We start from the raw sequence: 17,158 nt of genomic DNA on the forward strand, positions 1-17,158 counted from the left end.
CTTCGCCATTTCCGTCGGGCTGGTGCTCGCTTGCGAGAGGCTGCGCAAATGACGCTCATCTACACGCTGGGCGGCATCTACTGCCTCATCGTCCTCGCCTACCTGCTGATCGCGCTCGTCGTGCCGGAGAAATTCTGATGAGCGGCAACGGCTACCTGCAGCTCGCGTTGTACCTCGTCGTCCTGATCGCGCTCGCCAAGCCGTTGGGGCTCTGGATGGCGCGCGTGTACTCGCGAGAGCCTTCGTGGAAGGGCGAGCTCCTGCTGTACCGCGCTGCCGGCGTGGACCCGAAGCACGAGATGAAGTGGACGCAGTACGCGATCGCGATGCTGATCTTCAACGTCGTGGGCCTGCTTGCGGTTTATGCCCTGCAGCGCTTCCAGGCCTCGCTGCCCCTGAACCCCGCCGGCCTGGGAGCCGTCTCGCCCGACTCCGCCTTCAACACCGCGATCAGCTTCGCCACGAACACCAACTGGCAGGGCTACGGCGGCGAATCGACGATGAGCTATCTCACGCAGATGCTGGCACTCACCGTGCAGAACTTCGTCTCCGCTGCGAGCGGCATGGCGACACTCGTCGCGTTCATCCGCGGCTTCACGCGCAAGAACGCCTCGACCCTGGGCAATTTCTGGGTCGACATGACGAGGAGCACCCTCTACATCCTGCTGCCCCTCGCCTTCGTGTGGGCGATCGCTCTCGTGAGCCAGGGCGTGCCGCAAACGTTTTCCGCCTATCCCACCGTTCCCCTCGTCGAAAGCGTGACCTACGAGACACCCGAGAAGACGACCGTCGTCCAGAAGGAGCAGGTCATCGCCGTCGGCCCGGTGGCCTCGCAGGTGGCCATCAAGCAGCTCGGGACCAACGGCGGCGGCTTCTTCAACGTGAACTCCGCGCACCCGCTGGAGAACCCGACGCCGCTGTCCAATTTCTTCCAGGTCCTGGCGATCCTGCTGATCCCCGCCGCGCTCTGCTACACGTTCGGCGTCCTGGTGGGCGACCGCCGCCAGGGCTGGGCGGTGATGGCGGCGATGACGATCCTCTTCGTCGCGTTCCTCGCGTTGTGCGTCGGCGCCGAGCAATCCGGCAACCCGATGCTCGCGAAGCAGGGTGCCGACACCGCCGCCAACATGGAAGGCAAGGAGGTGCGCTTCGGCATCGTGAACTCCGCGCTTTGGGCCACGGCCACGACGGCCGCCTCCAACGGCTCGGTAAACGCGATGCACGATTCGTTCACGCCGCTGGGCGGGCTGGTGCCGATGTGGCTGATCCAGTTCCAGGAGGTCATCTTCGGGGGTGCCGGCTCCGGGCTCTACGGCATGCTGGTCTTCGCGATCATCGGGGTCTTCGTCGCGGGGCTGATGATCGGCCGCACGCCCGAGTACCTGGGCAAGAAGATCGAGTCCTTCGAGATGAAGATGGCGGCGATCACGATCCTGGTCACGCCCTTCGTCGTACTGGTGGGGACCGCGGTCGCGGTGCTGGTCGATCCCGGCAAAGCGGGCATCGCCAACCCCGGCGCACACGGTTTCTCCGAGATCCTCTACGCGTTCTCCTCGGCGGGGAACAACAACGGCAGCGCGTTCGCGGGACTCTCGGCCAACACGCCGTTCTACAACACGGCGCTCGGCTTTGCGATGCTCTTCGCGCGCTACTGGCTCGCGATCCCGACACTCGCCATCGCGGGAGCGCTGGCCGCCAAGAAATCCGTCCCCCCGGGCCTGGGCACGTTGCCCACCCACACGCCGCTCTTCGTCGTGCTGCTCATGGCCACGGTGGTCATCGTCGGCGCCCTCACGTTCGTCCCCGCGCTGGCGCTCGGCCCCGGGGTCGAGCATCTCATGATGGTGAATCCGAGATGAACGCGATCTCCCACGCGACCGTCTCGCCGCAACGCCAGGCCCGCGCGCTCGTCACGCCCTCGATCCTGCGCTCCGCGCTCGTCTCGTCGTTCGTGAAACTGCTGCCCCAGCACCAATGGCGAAACCCCGTGATGTTCGTGGTGTACCTGGGCAGCATCCTCACCACGGCGCTGTGGGTCCTGGCGCTGCGGGGCAATGCCGAAGCGCAGCCCGGATTCATCCTCGCGATCACGCTGTGGCTGTGGTTCACGGTGCTCTTCGCGAACTTCGCCGAGGCGATCGCCGAAGGCCGCAGCAAGGCGCAAGCCGATTCGCTGCGCTCGGCCAAGCGCGACGTGTTCGCGAAGAAGCTCGCCGACCCTGCTCGACGCGAAGCCCATGAAAGCGTTCCGTCCACGCGCCTCGCCAAGGGCGACTTCTTCCTGGTGGAGGCCAACGAGTTCGTCCCCGCCGACGGCGAGGTGGTCGAAGGCGTGGCCACGGTGGACGAATCCGCCATCACCGGCGAATCCGCGCCGGTGATCCGCGGCTCCGGGGGCGACTTCTCCTCGGTGACCGGCGGCACGCGCGTGCTTTCGGACTGGCTGGTGGTGCGCGTCACCGTCAACCCGGGCGAGGCCTTCCTCGACCGCATGATCGCGATGGTCGAGGGCGCGCGCCGGCAGAAGACGCCCAACGAGATCGCGCTTTCGATCCTGCTCGTGGGCTTCACGCTGGTGTTCCTCTTCGCCACCGCGACGCTGCTGCCGTATTCGATCTTTGCCGTCGAGGCGATGAAGTCAGGCTCGGCGGTCAGCGTCACCGTGCTGGTGGCGCTGCTCGTGTGCCTGATTCCGACCACGATCGGCGGCCTGCTCTCGGCCGTCGGCCTGGCCGGCATCGGACGGACGTTGCGCGCGAACGTGATCGCCGTCTCGGGCCGCGCCGTCGAAGCGGCCGGGGACGTGGACGTGCTGCTGCTCGACAAGACCGGCACGATCACGCTCGGCAACCGCCAGGCGACCGACCTCCACCCCGCGGCGGGCGTGGGCCCGAAGGAGCTCGCCGACGTGGCGCAGCTCGCCTCGCTCGCCGACGAGACCCCCGAGGGCCGCAGCATCGTCGTGCTCGCCAAGCAGAAATACGGCATCCGCGAGCGCGAGGTGGCCACGCTGGGCGCCGCGTTCATCGCGTTCACGGCGCAGACGCGAATGAGCGGCGCCGACCTCGGCACGAGGGAAATCCGCAAGGGCGCCGCCGACGCGATCCGCGCCTGGGTCGAGCTGAAGGGCGGCGTCTTCCCGCGCGAGTTGCAGCTCATCGTGGATTCCGTCGCCCGCCGCGGCGCCACGCCGCTCGTGGTGGCCGAAGGCGGCCGCGCGCTCGGCGTGGTGGAGCTGAAGGACATCGTGAAGATGGGCATCAAGGAGCGCTTCGCCCAGCTTCGGCGGATGGGCATCAAGACCATCATGATCACCGGCGACAACAAGCTCACGGCCGCCGCGATCGCCGCCGAGGCGGGCGTAGACGACTTCCTCGCCGAAGCGACGCCGGAAGCGAAGCTCGCCCTCATTCGCGAGCACCAGGCCCACGGGCGCCTGGTCGCGATGACCGGCGATGGCACCAACGATGCGCCCGCCCTCGCGCAGGCTGACGTCGCGGTCGCCATGAACACCGGCACGCAGGCGGCGAAGGAGGCCGGCAACATGGTCGACCTCGACTCCAACCCGACCAAGCTGATCGAGATCGTGGAGATCGGCAAGCAGCTGCTGATGACGCGCGGCTCGCTCACGACATTCTCGATCGCCAACGACGTCGCGAAGTACTTCGCCATTATCCCGGCCGCGTTCGCCACGACCTACCCGCAGCTCGATGCCCTGAACGTGATGCGCCTCGCTTCGCCCAACAGCGCGATCCTCTCGGCCGTCATCTTCAATGCGCTGGTGATCATCGCGCTGGTGCCGCTCGCCCTGAAGGGCGTGCGCTACCGCCCGCAAGGGGCTGCGAAGGTGCTGCGGGACAACCTCTGGATCTATGGCGTCGGCGGCCTCGTGGTGCCATTCATCGGCATCAAGCTGATCGACATGATCCTCGTCGTGCTCGGTCTCGCGTAACTCGAAAGGACTCACCATGCTGAAGGAACTTCGTCCCGCCCTCGTCCTCACGGTCGCGCTCACGGTCGTCACGGGCGTGGCCTACCCGCTCGCCGTCACCGGCGTGGGCGCAGTGGTCTTCCCGTCTCAGGCCGGGGGAAGCCTCGTGATGCAAGACGGCAAGCCGGTCGCCTCCGAGCTGATCGGGCAGCCGTACTCGGATCCGAAGCACTTCTGGAGCCGCGCCTCCGCCACGTCGCCCTATCCGTACAACGCGGCAGCCTCGAGCGGCTCCAACCAGGGACCGTTGAATCCCGCGCTGGCCGAGGCGGTCGCCGCCCGCGTGAAGGCGCTGCGCGACGCCGATCCCGGCAACAACGCTCCGGTGCCCGTCGATCTCGTCACGGCCTCCGGCAGCGGCCTCGATCCGCACATCAGCCCGGAAGGGGCCGAATACCAAGTCGCTCGCGTCGCCCGGGCCCGCAACCTCGACGCCGCGAAAGTGCGTGCGCTCGTGGCCGCGAACACGGAAGGCCGGCAGCTGGGCGTGCTCGGCGAGCCGCGCGTCAACGTGGTCATGCTCAACCTCGCGCTCGACGCCGCGCGATGAGGGCGGATTATCATGAAGCATGAATGCGTCACGTCCCGACCCGGACGCCCTGCTTGACCGCCTGAAGCAAGAGGCGAGCGACGCCGCCCGCGGCAAGCTGCGGATCTTCTTCGGCGCTTCGGCCGGCGTCGGCAAGACCTACGCGATGCTCGCGACCGCCCGCCGCCAGCGCGACGAGGGCCGGGATGTCGTGGTGGGCCTCGTCGAGACGCATGGCCGGCGCGAGACCGCTGCGCTGCTCGAAGGCCTGGAGCTCCTGCCCCGGAAGGCCGTCCCCCACGAGACCGGCAGCGTCGAGGAATTCGACATCGACGCCGCCCTCGCCCGCCGTCCTTCCCTGCTGCTCGTGGACGAGCTCGCGCACACCAACGCGCCGGGCTCGCGCCATCCGAAGCGCTGGCAGGACATCGAGGAGCTGCTCGCGCGCGGCATCGACGTCTTCACGACGCTGAACGTCCAGCACCTGGAGAGCCTGAGCGACGTGATCGGCGGCATCACGGGCGTGAAGGTGTGGGAGACGGTGCCCGATACGTTCTTCGACGCGGCCGACAGCGTGGTGCTGGTCGACATCCCCGCCGAGGAGCTGCTCGCGCGCCTGAAGGAGGGCAAGGTCTACATGCCCGCGCAGGCCGAGCATGCGGCGGCGAACTTCTTCCGCAAGGGCAACCTGATGGCCCTGCGCGAGCTGGCACTGCGCAGGACCGCCGAGGCGGTCGAGGACGACGTGCAGGCCTATCGTGCCGACAAGGACATCGAGGCCGTCTGGAAGACGCAGTCCGCGGTGTTGTGCGCTATCGGCCCGGGTGAGGGTGCGGAGCACGTGGTGCGCAGCGCGGCCCGCCTGGCGGGCGCCCTGGGCGCGGAATGGCACGCGGTCTATGTCGAGACGTCCCACCTGCAGCGGCTGCGCGCGCCGGAGCGGGAGCGGATCCTGCGCGTGGTGAAGCTGGCCCAGGATCTCGGTGCGCGCACCGCCATCCTCACAGGCTCCGACGTCGTGCAGGCGATCGTCGACCATGCGCGATCCACCAATGTGTCGACCGTCGTCGTCGGGCGGGGAGCGGTGCGTGCGTGGCGCCTGCGAAGCCTGAGCGATCGCATCGCCACGGCCGCTGAGGAGCTCGACGTCGTGGAGATCGGCCGCGGCGCGAAGGATGCGGGTGCGCCCGTGGTGTCCTCGCCCACGATCGCCGAGGAGCCGGACCCGAAGGATCGCGAGCGCCGCTGGCGTTACGCGGGAACGGTCGTCGCCTGCCTCGCGACCACCGGGATCGCGGCGCTGATCTTCCCCTACTTCGAGCAGGCCAACATCGTGATGGTGTTCCTGCTGGGTGTCGTGCTCGCAGGCGTGAGATGGGGCCGAGGCCCGGCCGTGCTCGCCGCGGTGCTGAACGTCGTCGCGTTCGATTTTTTCTTCGTGCCGCCGCGCTACTCGTTCGCGGTGAGCGACTTCCAGTACCTGCTCACGTTCGCCGTGATGCTCGTGGTGGGCCTGCTCACGGGCCAGCTTGCCGCGGGTGCGCGCTTCCAGGCACGCATTGCCGCGCATCGCGAAGAACGCTCGCGCACGCTCTATGAATTCGCGCGCGATCTTTCGGGACTGCTCACCACGCCGCAGGTGATCGAGACCGCCGAAGCGTTCATGGCGGCCGCCTTCCACGCGAAAGTGACGGTGCTCGTTCCCGACCGGACGGAAGCGCGGCTGCATTCCCCGACCGCGCACGGGCTCACGAATCCTGTCGACGAGGTGACCGCCGGCTGGGCTTACGAGCACGCGAAGCCCGCGGGCGCCGGGACGGATACCCTGCCGGGCAACGAGTACCTGTTCCTGCCCCTGAAGGCTCCGATGCGAACGCGAGGCGTGCTCGCGATCCGGCCCGAACGCGCGCGTCACCTGCTGATCCCCGAGCAGCGCCGCCACTACGAGGCGTTCGCGGCGCTCACGGCGATCGCGCTCGAGCGCGTGCACTACGTCGAGGTCGCACGCGACGCCTTGGTCCGGATCGAGTCCGAACGCCTGCGCAACTCGCTGCTCGCCGCGCTCTCGCACGACCTGCGCACGCCCCTGGCCGCGCTCCTGGGCCTGGCCGAGACGCTGGCCCTCACGCGGCCGCCCCTCGCCGAAGCGCAGGAGAAGATCGCCGCCTCCATCGCCGGGGAGACGCGCCGCCTCATCGCGCTGGTGAACAACCTGCTCGACATGGCGCGCATCCAGAGCGGCGACGTGCGCCTGAACCTCGAGTGGCAGCCGCTCGAGGAGGTCGTGGGCGCGGCGCTGCGCGCGGCGGCGTCCGCCATGGCCGCGCATCCCGTGCACGTCGACCTGCCGGCGGATCTTCCCCTCGTGCAGCTGGACGCGGTGCTCTTCGAGCGCGTGCTCGTGAACCTGCTGGAGAATGCCTCGAAGTACACGCCGCCGGGCACGCGCGTCACGATCGCGGCGCGGCCGGCCGGCGAGCGCATCGAGGTCACGGTGAGCGACGACGGACCGGGGCTACCGCGCGGACGCGAGGAAGCCGTGTTCGAGAAGTTCGCGCGCGGCGAGAAGGAGTCGGCCACGCCGGGCGTGGGCCTCGGTCTCGCGATCGTTCGCGCCATCGTGGAAGCCCACCACGGCACCATCGCCGCGGAGGCGGGGCGCGAGCGAGGCGCGCGTTTCGTGATCTCGCTGCCGCGGGGGACGCCTCCCACGATCGCGGAGCCCGACGCGTGAGCGCGCCCGCACCCGTCGCACTATTGGTCGAAGACGAGGCGCAGATCCGCCAGTTCGTGCGCGCGGCCCTCGAGGCCGAGGGATGGATCGTGCACGAGGTGGACACGGTGAAGCAGGGACTGGTGGACGCCGGGACGCGCAAGCCCGACCTCGTCATCCTCGACCTGGGCCTCCCGGACGGCAACGGCGTCGATTTCATCCGCGGCCTGCGCGGCTGGTCCTCGACGCCGGTCATCGTGCTGTCGGCGAGGGTCGGCGAGTCCGACAAGATCGGGGCGCTCGACGCGGGCGCGGACGACTACCTCACCAAGCCCTTCGGCGTGGGCGAGCTGCTGGCGCGTGTGCGCGCCGCCCTGCGGCGGCGGAACCTTCCTCCCGGCGAGCCCGGCGCGGTGTTCCGCTTCGGCGACGTCGAGGTGGACCAGAAAGCCCGCGTGGTGAAGCGCGGCGGCCAGGAAGTTCATCTCACCCCGGTGGAGTACCGCCTGCTCACGCTGCTGGTGGCCAACGCGGGCAAGGTGCTCACCCATCGCCAAATCCTGCGCGAGGTGTGGGGGCCGTCGCACGTGGAGCACGGGCACTACGCGCGCGTCTACATGGGCCACCTGCGCCACAAGCTCGAGGACGACCCCGCGCGGCCGTGCCACATCCTCACCGAGACGGCCGTCGGTTATCGACTCGTGCCGTAGCGAACGCAGTCGCGGCGCCGGAGTCTCACGGGTCCAGACCCGGAGGTTCCATGACCAAGTTGCGCACCGGCCAAGCGCCGCCGTTTCCGATCCCGCGCAAGGAATTCACCGTGCGCTTCCACCAGTCCTACGCGGATCCTGCGTTCGCCGCGGAGGCGGAGGCGATCGCGCGCCTCGAGGCCATCGCGTGGGATGCGTACAAGGAGGGACGCAAGGCGCCCGTCACGGTGAAGGCCGGCAAGGCTTTCCACGACCCTTCGTACGACATGTCCGTGGAGTGGCTGGAGGCGCGGGACCGGATTCGCGCCGCGGAGAAGCGGCACGGCTCGAAGCGCGGGCGCTCGCGGGTCCTGGTGGTGTGCGGCTCGTCGCGCAACGACGGAACGTGCCCCGGTGAGATGTCGAAGACGTTCCGGCTCGCGAAGGTCATCGAACGCACGCTTTCCACCGCGCGGGTGGAGGTGGATCTTCTCGACCTGAGCCGCCTCACGTCCGATTTCGGCCGCCGCATCTATCCCTGCAAGGCGTGTGTTTCCACCGCGCAGCCCCTCTGCCACTGGCCGTGCAGCTGCTACCCCAACCACTCGCTGAACCAGGTCGGCGACTGGATGAACGAGATCTACGAGCGCTGGGCCTCGGCGCACGGCGTCATCCTCTGCACGCCGGTCAACTGGTACCACGCGTCCTCGTCGATGAAGCTGATGATCGACAGGCTCGTCTGCGCGGACGGCGGCAACCCGGACCCCACCCTCACGCAGGGAAAGGACCCGAAGCTCGCGAAGAAAGTGGAGCTCGCCGGCTGGGACTATCCCAAGCACCTCGCCGGCCGCGCCTACGGCCTCGTGATCCACGGCGACGTGGCCGGGACCGACGACACGCGCAAGGCCCTCGGCGACTGGCTCGACTGGATGGGCCTCATCGATGCCGGCGCCCAGGCCAAGCTCGACCGCTACATCGGCTACTACGAGCCGTACGCCACGAGCCACGACGCGTTGGACCGCGACAAGGCGATGCAGGAGGAGGCTCGTAATGTCGCGCGGGCCGTTGCGCGCGCCGTCGCCGACATTCGCGCCGGCCGCCTCAAGGCGCCCGACCGCAACCTCGAACGCCCGCGTCCGAAATGAATGGGGTCAGACTCCATTTAGCTTCGTCGCCTGGAGCTAAATGGAGTCTGACCCCATTCATTTACGGAACGACGGTCGTGAACAGGTAGACCGCGAAGAGCACGAGGTGGACCACGCCCTGCAGGATGGTGGTGCGTCCGGTGCTGAACGAGATGGTCGCGAGGAAGAGCGAGAGCAGGAGCAGCACGGTGGCCTTGGAATCGAGGCCTAGGGCGAGCGTCCACCCGGAGGATAGCGAGAGCACCGCGACCGTTGGAATGGTGAGGCCGATGCTCGCGAGCGCCGAGCCGAGCGCGAGGTTCAAGCTGTTCTGGAGGCGATTGGCTCGGGCCGCGCGCGCCGCCGCCAGCCCTTCCGGCAAGAGGACCACGGCCGCGATGATGATGCCCAGCAGCGCCTGGGGCGCGCCCGCCCGCGTGAGCGCGACCTCCATCGGCCCGGCGAGGGATTTCGCCAGCAGCACGACGGCCACCAGGCACGCGAGCAGCAGCACGAAGCTCAGCCACGCGGCCTGGGTGGTGGGCGGGTCCGCGTGCTCATCCTCGTCCACGCTGCCGTCGGCCTTCCTCGGCAGGAAGTAGTCGCGGTGCCGCACGGTCTGGACGAGGACGAACGTGCCGTACAGCACCAGCGTCACGAGCGCGATGAACGCGAGCTGCGAGCGGCTGTAGAACGGGCCGGGCGTGGTCTCGGTGTAGTTGGGCAGCACCATCGTGAGGATGGCGATCGCCGCGAGCGTCACCAACGCACCGCTGGCCCCATCCAGCCGGAAGCGCTGCTCGCCGTGCTTGAGTCCGCCCACCAGCATGCAGATGCCGACCATGCCGGTGAGGATGATCATCACCGCGGCGAAGACCGTATCGCGTGCCAGGGTGGCCGGGCCGCCCGCGAGCATCAGCGAGACGATGAGCGCCACCTCGATCACCGTGACCGCGATCGCGAGCACCAGCGTCCCGTAAGGCTCGCCCACCTTGTGCGCGACGACCTCGGCGTGGTGCACCGCCGCGAGCACGCTGCCGATGAGGCCCACGGCGAGCAGCCCGATGTACGCGCCGCCCCAGCCGAGCAGCGTGCCGCCGAGCAGCAGCCACCCCACGATCGGCGCGGCGATCGTCCAGAGCGGGAGCTTGGAGGCGTTGGTCATTTGGCGTTCGGCGACCAGGCGGCGAGGCTCGGCTTGAAGGGTTCGGTGAGGATGGCTTCGTACTTCACCTCGACGATCTCGAGCTCCTCGATGCCGCCGGGGGTTTGCAACGTCACCGTATCCCCCTCGCGCGCCTTGATGAGCGCCCGCGCCACCGGGGAGATCCAGCTGATGCGGCCGGAGTGCATGTCGGTCTCGTCGACGCCCACGATGCGCACCGTGTGCTCCGCGCCCTTCGCCGTGGCATACGTCACGGTCGCCCCGAAGAACACCTGGTCCGTCGCCTCGCGCGAGCCCGGGTCCACGACCTCCGCCTCCTCCAGCCGCTTGGTGAGGTGGCGGATGCGGCGGTCGATCTCGCGCAGCCGCCGCTTGCCGTACTGGTAGTCGGCGTTCTCGGAACGGTCGCCGTTCTTGGCGGCCCACGAGACGATGTTGGTCACCTGGGGGCGCTCGGTCTTCACCAGCCACGCCACCTCGTCGCGCATGCTTTGCCAGCCGCCCGGCGTCATGTAGTTCTTGGCGCCCGCGGGAATGGGGTTCGACGTGAGCTCGAGCTCGTCGTCGTCGTTGTCGGTCTCTTTGGTGAAGGCCTTGCTCATGTCACTTGAGACCCGTGACGAAGGAACGAATTCCCCCGAGCAGCATTTCCACCGCGATCGCCGTGAGGATGAGGCCGGCCAGCCGCTCGATGGCAATGACCGCCTTCTCGCCCAGCACCACGCGGATCTTCTCGGCGAAGACCAGGATCACGGTCACGATCGCCATGGTCACCGTGATCGCCGCGGCCCACATGCCGATGCGGGACGGATCGCGCGTGGCCATGAGCATCACGGTGGCCAGCGCCGACGGGCCGGCGATGAACGGCACCGCGAGCGGGACGATGAACGGCTCGCCCTTGGCCACATCGCCCCAGATGCCCTCGGGGCTGCCGAAGACCATGCGGATGGAGATGAGGAAGAGGATCACGCCGCCCGCGATCGAAAGCGAGGCTTCCGAGAGGTGCATGACCTGCAGGAACGTGTGCCCGCCGAACATGAACACGAGCAGGATCACGAACGCGATGAGGCACTCGCGAAGGATCACCCAACGGCGGCGCTCCGGGGCGCAGCCCGCCACCAGCGCCGGCACGAGGGGCACGTTGCCCCACGGGTCGGTCACCAGGAGCAGCAGGACGACGGCGGAGACGAATTCGGTGGGCATGATGAAATCTTACAGCAGGGCGTCTGGGGCCCCCGCCGTTTAGAATCGCGATTGATGTCCACGCCCTCCACCCCCGCCGCAGCCGATTCCAGCCGCGAACAGACCCTTGCCTTCGTCGGCCTGCTGGCCGGCGGATGCTCGATCGCCTTCGCGCCGATCCTGGTGCGGCTCGCCGACACCGGCCCGGTCGCGAGTGCCTTCTGGCGCTGCGCGCTGGCCACGCCCTTGCTCTGGGCTTGGGTGTTCTTCCGGACGCGCGATGCCCGCGAGGCGCGCGTGCCGCCGCTGGCCCTCGCCGGTGCCGGTTTGTTCTTCGCCGCCGACCTCGGCGTGTGGCACTTCTCGATCCTCTTCACGTCGGTCGCCAACTCGACGCTACTGGCGAATCTCGCGCCGATCTTCGTGACGCTCGCGGGGTGGCTGCTGTGGAAGCAGAAGGTGACGCGCACGTTCCTCGTCGGCATGACGCTCGCGATCGCGGGGATGTTCGTTCTGGTCGGGCCCAACTTTGCCGTTGGGGGTACGCGGTTGCTGGGGGATGCGCTGGGTGCACTGACCGGCGCGTTCTATGCGGGCTACATGCTCTCGATCAAGGCCGCCCGCGATGCCGGAGCCTCCACGGCGCGGTTGATGGCGTGGAGCACGACGATCACCGCACTCGTGCTGCTTCCGATCGCGCTGATCGCGCCGCAGCCGTTCTGGCCCGCGTCTTCATCGGGCTGGCTGGTGCTCGTGGGGTTGGCCGTCGTTACGCAGATCCTCGGCCAGGGGCTGATCGCCTATGCGTTCGCCCACCTTCCGGCGTCGCTCTCCTCGGTGAGCCTGCTGATCCAGCCCGTGATGGCGGCGATCTTCGCGTGGCTCCTCTTCGCCGAGGCGATCGGGCCGCTGCAGTTCATCGGCGGTGCCATCGTGCTCGCCGGAATCTACCTGTCGAAGCGAGGTAGCGTGTAGTCGTCACTCCCGCGAAGGCGGTGAATAAAGGGGTCAGACCACTTTATTGTCCCGAACAATAAAGTGGTCTGACCCCTTTATTCAGCGGGGACGACGATCACCGGGCGAGCTCCTCGCACAGCGCAGCCGTGAAGGCCTTCGTGCCAAGCCGGCCGCCGAGGTCCGCGGTACGGCGGGCGGGATCCCGAAGCAGCGTGTCGATCGCCGTCTCGATGGCCTGGTGTGCGTCGAGGAAAGCTTCGCGCTTGTGCCGGATGCCGAGCCACTCGAGAAGCATCGCCGCGGAGAGGATCAGCGACGTCGGGTTCGCCTTGTCCTGCCCCGCGATGTCGGGCGCCGAGCCGTGGCTCGCCTGCGCCATGCAGTGGTCCACGCCGGCGTTGATCGAGCCCGCGAGGCCGAGGCTGCCGGAGAGCTCCGCGGCCTCGTCGGAGAGGATGTCGCCGAACATGTTGGTGGTGACGATCACGTCGTAGCGAGCGGCGTCGCGCACCAGCAGCGCCGCCATCGAATCGACCAGCTGCTCCTCGTAGGCGATGCCCGGATTCGCCGCCGCGACCTTGCGCACCTCGGCGAGGAAGAGCCCGTCGGACACGCGCATCACGTTCTGCTTGTGCACGGCCGTCACCTTGCGGCGGCGCTTCTCGGCGAGGGCGAAAGCGCTCTTCGCGATGCGCTCCGATGCCTTGGCCGTCACCTTGCGGATCGCGAGCGCCGTATCGGGCGTCGGCATGAACTCGCCCGGGCCTGAATGCATGTTGCGGTCCGCGTAGAAGCCCTCGGTGTTCTCGCGCACGATCACGAGGTCCATGGGCGTGCGACCCCAATGCTGCATGCCTTCGCGGGAGCGACTCGGACGGACGTTGGCGAAGAGGTCGAGCTGGATGCGAAGCGCGCCGGAGGGATTCACGCCGCCCTGCGCCTTGGGCGGATAGTCCTGGTGCGACACGGGGCCGAGCACGATGCCGCCAGCGCCCCGGCAGGCCTCGAGCACTTCCGGTGGAAACGTCGTGCCGACGCTCTTCAGCGTGACCAGGCCCACATCGCGGCTCTCGAACGCCAGGCCGAGCGCGAACTTGCGGCTGGCCGCCTCCAGCACGGAGACGGTGGCCGAGACGATCTCCGGCCCGATGCCATCGCCCGGAATGACGACGATCTTCATGGCGCGCTCCTCAATCGATCTTGATGCCGGCGGCTTGGACAACCTTCCGCCAAGCATCGAGCTCCTGCTGGATCACCGCGCCGAACTCCGCGGACGAGCCTTTCATGGCCTGTGCGCCCTCATCGACAAAACGCTTCGACAACGCCTCGCTCGCGGCACTTTCGTTGATCGCCGCATTCAGCGCGGAGACGATCTCCGGCGGCAGGCCCTTCGGTCCCACGATGCCCCACCACGTGCTCACGTCGAAATCGCGCACGCCCGATTCGATCACCGTCGGCGTCTGCGGGAAGAGCGACGATCGCGCCTTGCCCGTGGTCGCGAGCAGCCGCACGCGGTCGCCCTTCACCTGCCCCAGGATCGTCGGCACGGTCGCGAAGAACACCTGCGCCTGGCCACCGATCAAATCCGTCGTCGCCGGTCCGCTGCCCTTGTACGGAACGTGCGTCATCTTGATTCCGGTGCGCTGCACGAAGAGCTCGCCGGAGAGGTGGTTGATGCTGCCCGTGCCCGCCGAGACGTAGTTCAGCGAGTCCGGCGCCTTCTTCGCATTTTCGATCAATCCGCCGACGCTCTCGATTCCGGACTGCTTGCTCACCACGAGCAGCAACGGCCCGCGGCCCAGCATCGCGATTGGCGTGAAGTCCTTCACGACGTCGTACGGAAGCTTGCGGTCCGTGGCCGCCGCGGTCACGAACGTGGAGGTCACGAAGAGCAGCGTGTAGCCGTCGGGCTTCGCCGCTTGCACGGCCTGCGCGCCGATCGATCCGCCCGCACCGCCGCGGTTGTCGATGATGACGGGCTGCTTCAGGCGATCCCCGAGCTGCTTGCCGAGATCCCGCGCGATGGCGTCGGTGCCGCCGCCGGGGGCGAACGGAACAACGATCGTGATGGGTTTCTGCGGAAAGGGCTGTGCTTGCGCGAGGAGCGGGGCAACACAGGCGACTACTGTGGCGAGGACGGTGGCGATTCTCATGGGGTTTCCGAGCGGAGCGGGACGAGCGGGCAGGATACAAGATCGCCGGGCGCGGCCGTCATGGCGTGCAGGTAAACTCCGGTGCAACCCGACCGCGAAAGAAATCCGATGACGGGTCGCAACGTGGCACTGCTCCTCCTCGTACTGGTCGCCGCCGTGCTCGGCGTCCGGTGGTGGATGAAGCCGCTGCCGATCGGCCCCGCCAGCAGCGTTGCCGTGACTGATCTGCCCCCTCCCCACAAGCCGGCCATCGACCTCCGCGCGCCCGATACGATCGTCGATCTCGACGCGACCTTCCGCGCGCTCGACGCGCACTTCGCGGCCCACGGCATCGTGGTACGTCCACCGCTCGATGCCGCGGCGCCCGATCGCCTCGAGAAGGAGCTTCCGTGCGCGCTGCCCCCGGCGGTCCGCCGCATGTACCTGTGGCACGACGGCATCAATCCCATGATTCCCAGCTACGAGTGGCTGCCCCTGGCCAAGGTGATCGACGAATACCGCTTCATCAAGCGCATCGAACGCGAGGTTGGCATGTTGGAATCGATGGCTTGGCCGCGCACGTTCCTGCCGATCCTGAGGTTCGACGGCCAGCAGCACATCGCCGTCGACTGCGCTTCGCCGGAGCGGGCTCCGATGTACTTCTACTTCGTCCAGGATGGCGTGCCGCGCGCCCAGTACCGTGGCCCGGGTCATTTCCTCGCCGTGACGCTGACTGCGTTTGATACCAAGGCCTTTGACGGGCGCGGGGGACACCTCGACCCGCGGCCCATGCTCGTGCGCGAAGCGTTCCAGCGGCATGCGACACCCGCCGAGCTTGCGGTGATGGAAGAGAACTGGGCCGCGTACGAGCGGTCGCTGGTGGGCCTGGAAGGCCAGGCCCTGGGCCGCCAACTCTCGAGCGGTTCGGAACAACCGGATCCGCGCGCCATACCCCTGCTGGAGCGCTATCTCGCCGATCCCGATCCGAAGGTCGTGCGCGGCGCGGCCTTTGCACTTGGCCAACTCCAGGCGGCTTCGTCGGAGCCCAAACTCGCGGGGCTGCTCACGCATGCCTCCCCTGAGGTGCGCAATTTCGCGGCAGGCGCACTTTCGAACATGGATACCCTCGCTTCCGAAGCGACCGTCGACCGGCTTCTCGCGATGCTCGACGATCCGAACGATCTCGCGCGGCTGAGCGCGATCAACGCCTTGGGCACGTCGCGACGGCAGCGCGCCGTCGCCCCATTGCTCGAGCGCCTGCGGAAGGTACGGCCCGGGATCGAGGTCGCGATCGTGCTCGCGCTGGAGAGAATCGGCGACCGGTCTGCGTTGCCCCAGCTGCGCGCGCTCCAGGCCGACCTCGCCAAGATGGATCTCACGATTCCGAATCGCGGGGGATTCCGCGGCAGCGATCCGCCTCCGGCCTCGCGCAAGGCCGCAGTCGAGGCTGCGATCGCGAAGATCGAGGCCGGGCCTACTTCCTGAGGAGCGCGAGCTTTACTTCGCGAGGCTGTCGCGCAGCTTCTTCGGGGCCTTGGCGAGGATGATCTCGTGCGACCGCGCGAGAAGCGCGCGAAGGTCCTTCTCGGAAAGCACCTTGAGGTCCTCCACGAGCACCCACTTGTGCTTCGCCATGTACGGCGCGGGGATGATCCCCTCGAGGTCGGTCAGCTCGAGGAAGCGGTTGTCGTCGACCTTGAAGCTGAAGTTCTTCGGCCCGAAGACCGCGAACATCTTGCCGCCGATCGAGTAGCAGTGGTCCTTGCCCCACTTCACGTCGTAGGTCGTGCCGGGGAGCGAGAGGCAATACTTGCGGAGTGTGGCGATGGTCATGGGAATCTCACCGCTTCGTGGTGGAGAAGGCCGCGGTCTCGTAGGGCACGGTGAGCTCGGTGCGGCCGCGAAGCTCCGGCTCGGAATCGATCAGCGCGCGGACCTGCTCTTCCACGCGAGCCTTGTCCGCGTCGGAGAGCACCGCGATGAAGCTGGAGGACCGCACGCGGCGAACGATCACGTCCTCGGGCGAGCCGGTGTGGCCGATCGCGAAGTGCTCCTCGTGCAGCGGATCGAAGCCCTCGAACGGGAAGGCGGAGCGCCACTTGCCGGTGTAGTAGCGCGGCGTGTCGCCCTCGTAGCGATTGACGATCTCGTCCAGCTTCGCGACCCAGCCCACGCGCGCATCGCGCATGTTCCACACGAGGCCGAGCTTGCCGCCGGGCTTCAGCACGCGGTGGATCTCGGCGAGCGCCGCGCGCGTGGCGAACCAATGGAACGATTGTGCACAGACGACGGCATCGACCGACGCATCCGGCAGCGGGATCGCTTCGGCGGTACCTTCGAGCGCAACGACATTGGCGACGGCGGCCACGAGCTTCGCGCGCATCTCGGCCACGGGTTCGACGGCGACGACGCGCGCGCCCGTGGCGACGAGCCGCGGCGTGAACTTGCCGGTGCCCGCACCGAGATCGATGACCGTCTTGCCGGGGCCAAGGCCGATGAAATCGCGCAGCCATGCCACGAGCTCTGGCGCGTAGTCGGGGCGGCCTCGAACGTAGTTGTCCGCGGTGACGGGATATCCGTCGGCGGCAGCGTGATGGATGTTGGAATCGGGCTTCATGGATTGAGCCAGCGATAAATAGGGTCAGACCCTAATTATTTTGTAATTGGGGTCTGACC

15 protein-coding genes are annotated in these 17,158 nt (G+C 68.1%); 8 read left to right on the plus strand and 7 right to left on the minus strand.

What is annotated here, in order from left to right; translation table 11 throughout:
* Positions 1-137 precede the first annotated feature (137 nt).
* The 6 genes from kdpA to DSM104443_RS16720 are packed head-to-tail and all read left to right on the plus strand — an operon-like array spanning position 138 to position 9,067.
* Entirely contained in the window at positions 138-1,859 is a 1,722-nt protein-coding gene (gene kdpA, locus DSM104443_RS16695; protein ID WP_171094245.1) for a potassium-transporting ATPase subunit KdpA, read from the plus strand.
* Positions 1,856-3,952, plus strand: a complete 2,097-nt coding sequence (gene kdpB, locus DSM104443_RS16700) for a potassium-transporting ATPase subunit KdpB (protein WP_171094247.1) — start codon at positions 1,856-1,858, stop codon at positions 3,950-3,952. The genes kdpA and kdpB overlap by 4 nt, the downstream gene beginning before the upstream one ends.
* A 16-nt stretch (positions 3,953-3,968) precedes the next feature.
* Positions 3,969-4,541, plus strand: a complete 573-nt coding sequence (kdpC, locus tag DSM104443_RS16705) for a potassium-transporting ATPase subunit KdpC (RefSeq protein ID WP_171094249.1) — start codon at positions 3,969-3,971, stop codon at positions 4,539-4,541.
* Positions 4,542-4,560: 19 nt separating this feature from the next.
* Positions 4,561-7,254 (plus strand): DUF4118 domain-containing protein, encoded by a 2,694-nt coding sequence (locus DSM104443_RS16710; RefSeq protein WP_171094251.1) that lies wholly within the window; start codon positions 4,561-4,563, stop codon positions 7,252-7,254.
* Entirely contained in the window at positions 7,251-7,943 is a 693-nt protein-coding gene (gene kdpE / locus DSM104443_RS16715; RefSeq protein ID WP_171094253.1) for a two-component system response regulator KdpE, read from the plus strand. Before DSM104443_RS16710 ends, kdpE begins: the two co-directional genes overlap by 4 nt.
* A gap of 50 nt (positions 7,944-7,993) precedes the next feature.
* Positions 7,994-9,067, plus strand: coding sequence for a flavodoxin family protein (locus DSM104443_RS16720; RefSeq protein ID WP_171094255.1), 1,074 nt, complete (start codon positions 7,994-7,996; stop codon positions 9,065-9,067).
* A gap of 61 nt (positions 9,068-9,128) precedes the next feature.
* On the opposite strand, the gene DSM104443_RS16725 is transcribed toward DSM104443_RS16720, so the two are convergent.
* From DSM104443_RS16725 to DSM104443_RS16735, 3 genes are read right to left on the minus strand one after another with little or no spacing between them, the layout of a single operon-like run.
* Positions 9,129-10,211, minus strand: a complete 1,083-nt coding sequence (locus DSM104443_RS16725) for a calcium:cation antiporter (protein ID WP_171094257.1) — start codon at positions 10,209-10,211, stop codon at positions 9,129-9,131.
* Entirely contained in the window at positions 10,208-10,813 is a 606-nt protein-coding gene (gene greB, locus DSM104443_RS16730; RefSeq protein WP_171094259.1) for a transcription elongation factor GreB, read from the minus strand. Before greB ends, DSM104443_RS16725 begins: the two co-directional genes overlap by 4 nt.
* Position 10,814: 1 nt before the next feature.
* Positions 10,815-11,414, minus strand: coding sequence for a MarC family protein (locus tag DSM104443_RS16735; protein WP_171094261.1), 600 nt, complete (start codon positions 11,412-11,414; stop codon positions 10,815-10,817).
* Between the two features lie 54 nt (positions 11,415-11,468).
* Between DSM104443_RS16735 and DSM104443_RS16740 the strand changes: the two genes are divergently transcribed.
* Positions 11,469-12,368 carry a DMT family transporter gene (locus DSM104443_RS16740; RefSeq protein ID WP_171094263.1) on the plus strand — a complete coding sequence of 300 codons (900 nt, stop codon included), beginning with the start codon at positions 11,469-11,471 and terminating at the stop codon, positions 12,366-12,368.
* Positions 12,369-12,465: 97 nt separating this feature from the next.
* Here the strand turns inward: DSM104443_RS16740 and DSM104443_RS16745 are convergent, their stop codons facing one another.
* Both DSM104443_RS16745 and DSM104443_RS16750 read right to left on the minus strand, forming a co-directional pair.
* On the minus strand, positions 12,466-13,530 hold the full coding sequence (locus tag DSM104443_RS16745; protein WP_171094265.1) for an isocitrate/isopropylmalate dehydrogenase family protein: 1,065 nt from the start codon (positions 13,528-13,530) through the stop codon (positions 12,466-12,468).
* Between the two features lie 10 nt (positions 13,531-13,540).
* On the minus strand, positions 13,541-14,503 hold the full coding sequence (locus DSM104443_RS16750; protein WP_171094267.1) for a Bug family tripartite tricarboxylate transporter substrate binding protein: 963 nt from the start codon (positions 14,501-14,503) through the stop codon (positions 13,541-13,543).
* 108 nt (positions 14,504-14,611) lie between these two features.
* On the opposite strand from DSM104443_RS16750, the gene DSM104443_RS16755 reads away from it, so the two are divergent.
* Positions 14,612-15,967 carry a HEAT repeat domain-containing protein gene (locus DSM104443_RS16755; protein ID WP_171094269.1) on the plus strand — a complete coding sequence of 452 codons (1,356 nt, stop codon included), beginning with the start codon at positions 14,612-14,614 and terminating at the stop codon, positions 15,965-15,967.
* Positions 15,968-15,979: 12 nt separating this feature from the next.
* On the opposite strand, the gene DSM104443_RS16760 is transcribed toward DSM104443_RS16755, so the two are convergent.
* Positions 15,980-16,315, minus strand: coding sequence for an MmcQ/YjbR family DNA-binding protein (locus DSM104443_RS16760; RefSeq protein ID WP_171094271.1), 336 nt, complete (start codon positions 16,313-16,315; stop codon positions 15,980-15,982).
* A gap of 7 nt (positions 16,316-16,322) precedes the next feature.
* Positions 16,323-17,099 (minus strand): class I SAM-dependent methyltransferase, encoded by a 777-nt coding sequence (locus DSM104443_RS16765; protein WP_171094273.1) that lies wholly within the window; start codon positions 17,097-17,099, stop codon positions 16,323-16,325.
* Between the last annotated feature and the right edge of the window lie 59 nt (positions 17,100-17,158).

This window comes from Usitatibacter rugosus (genome assembly GCF_013003965.1).
Classification (GTDB): Bacteria; Pseudomonadota; Gammaproteobacteria; order Burkholderiales; family Usitatibacteraceae; genus Usitatibacter; species Usitatibacter rugosus.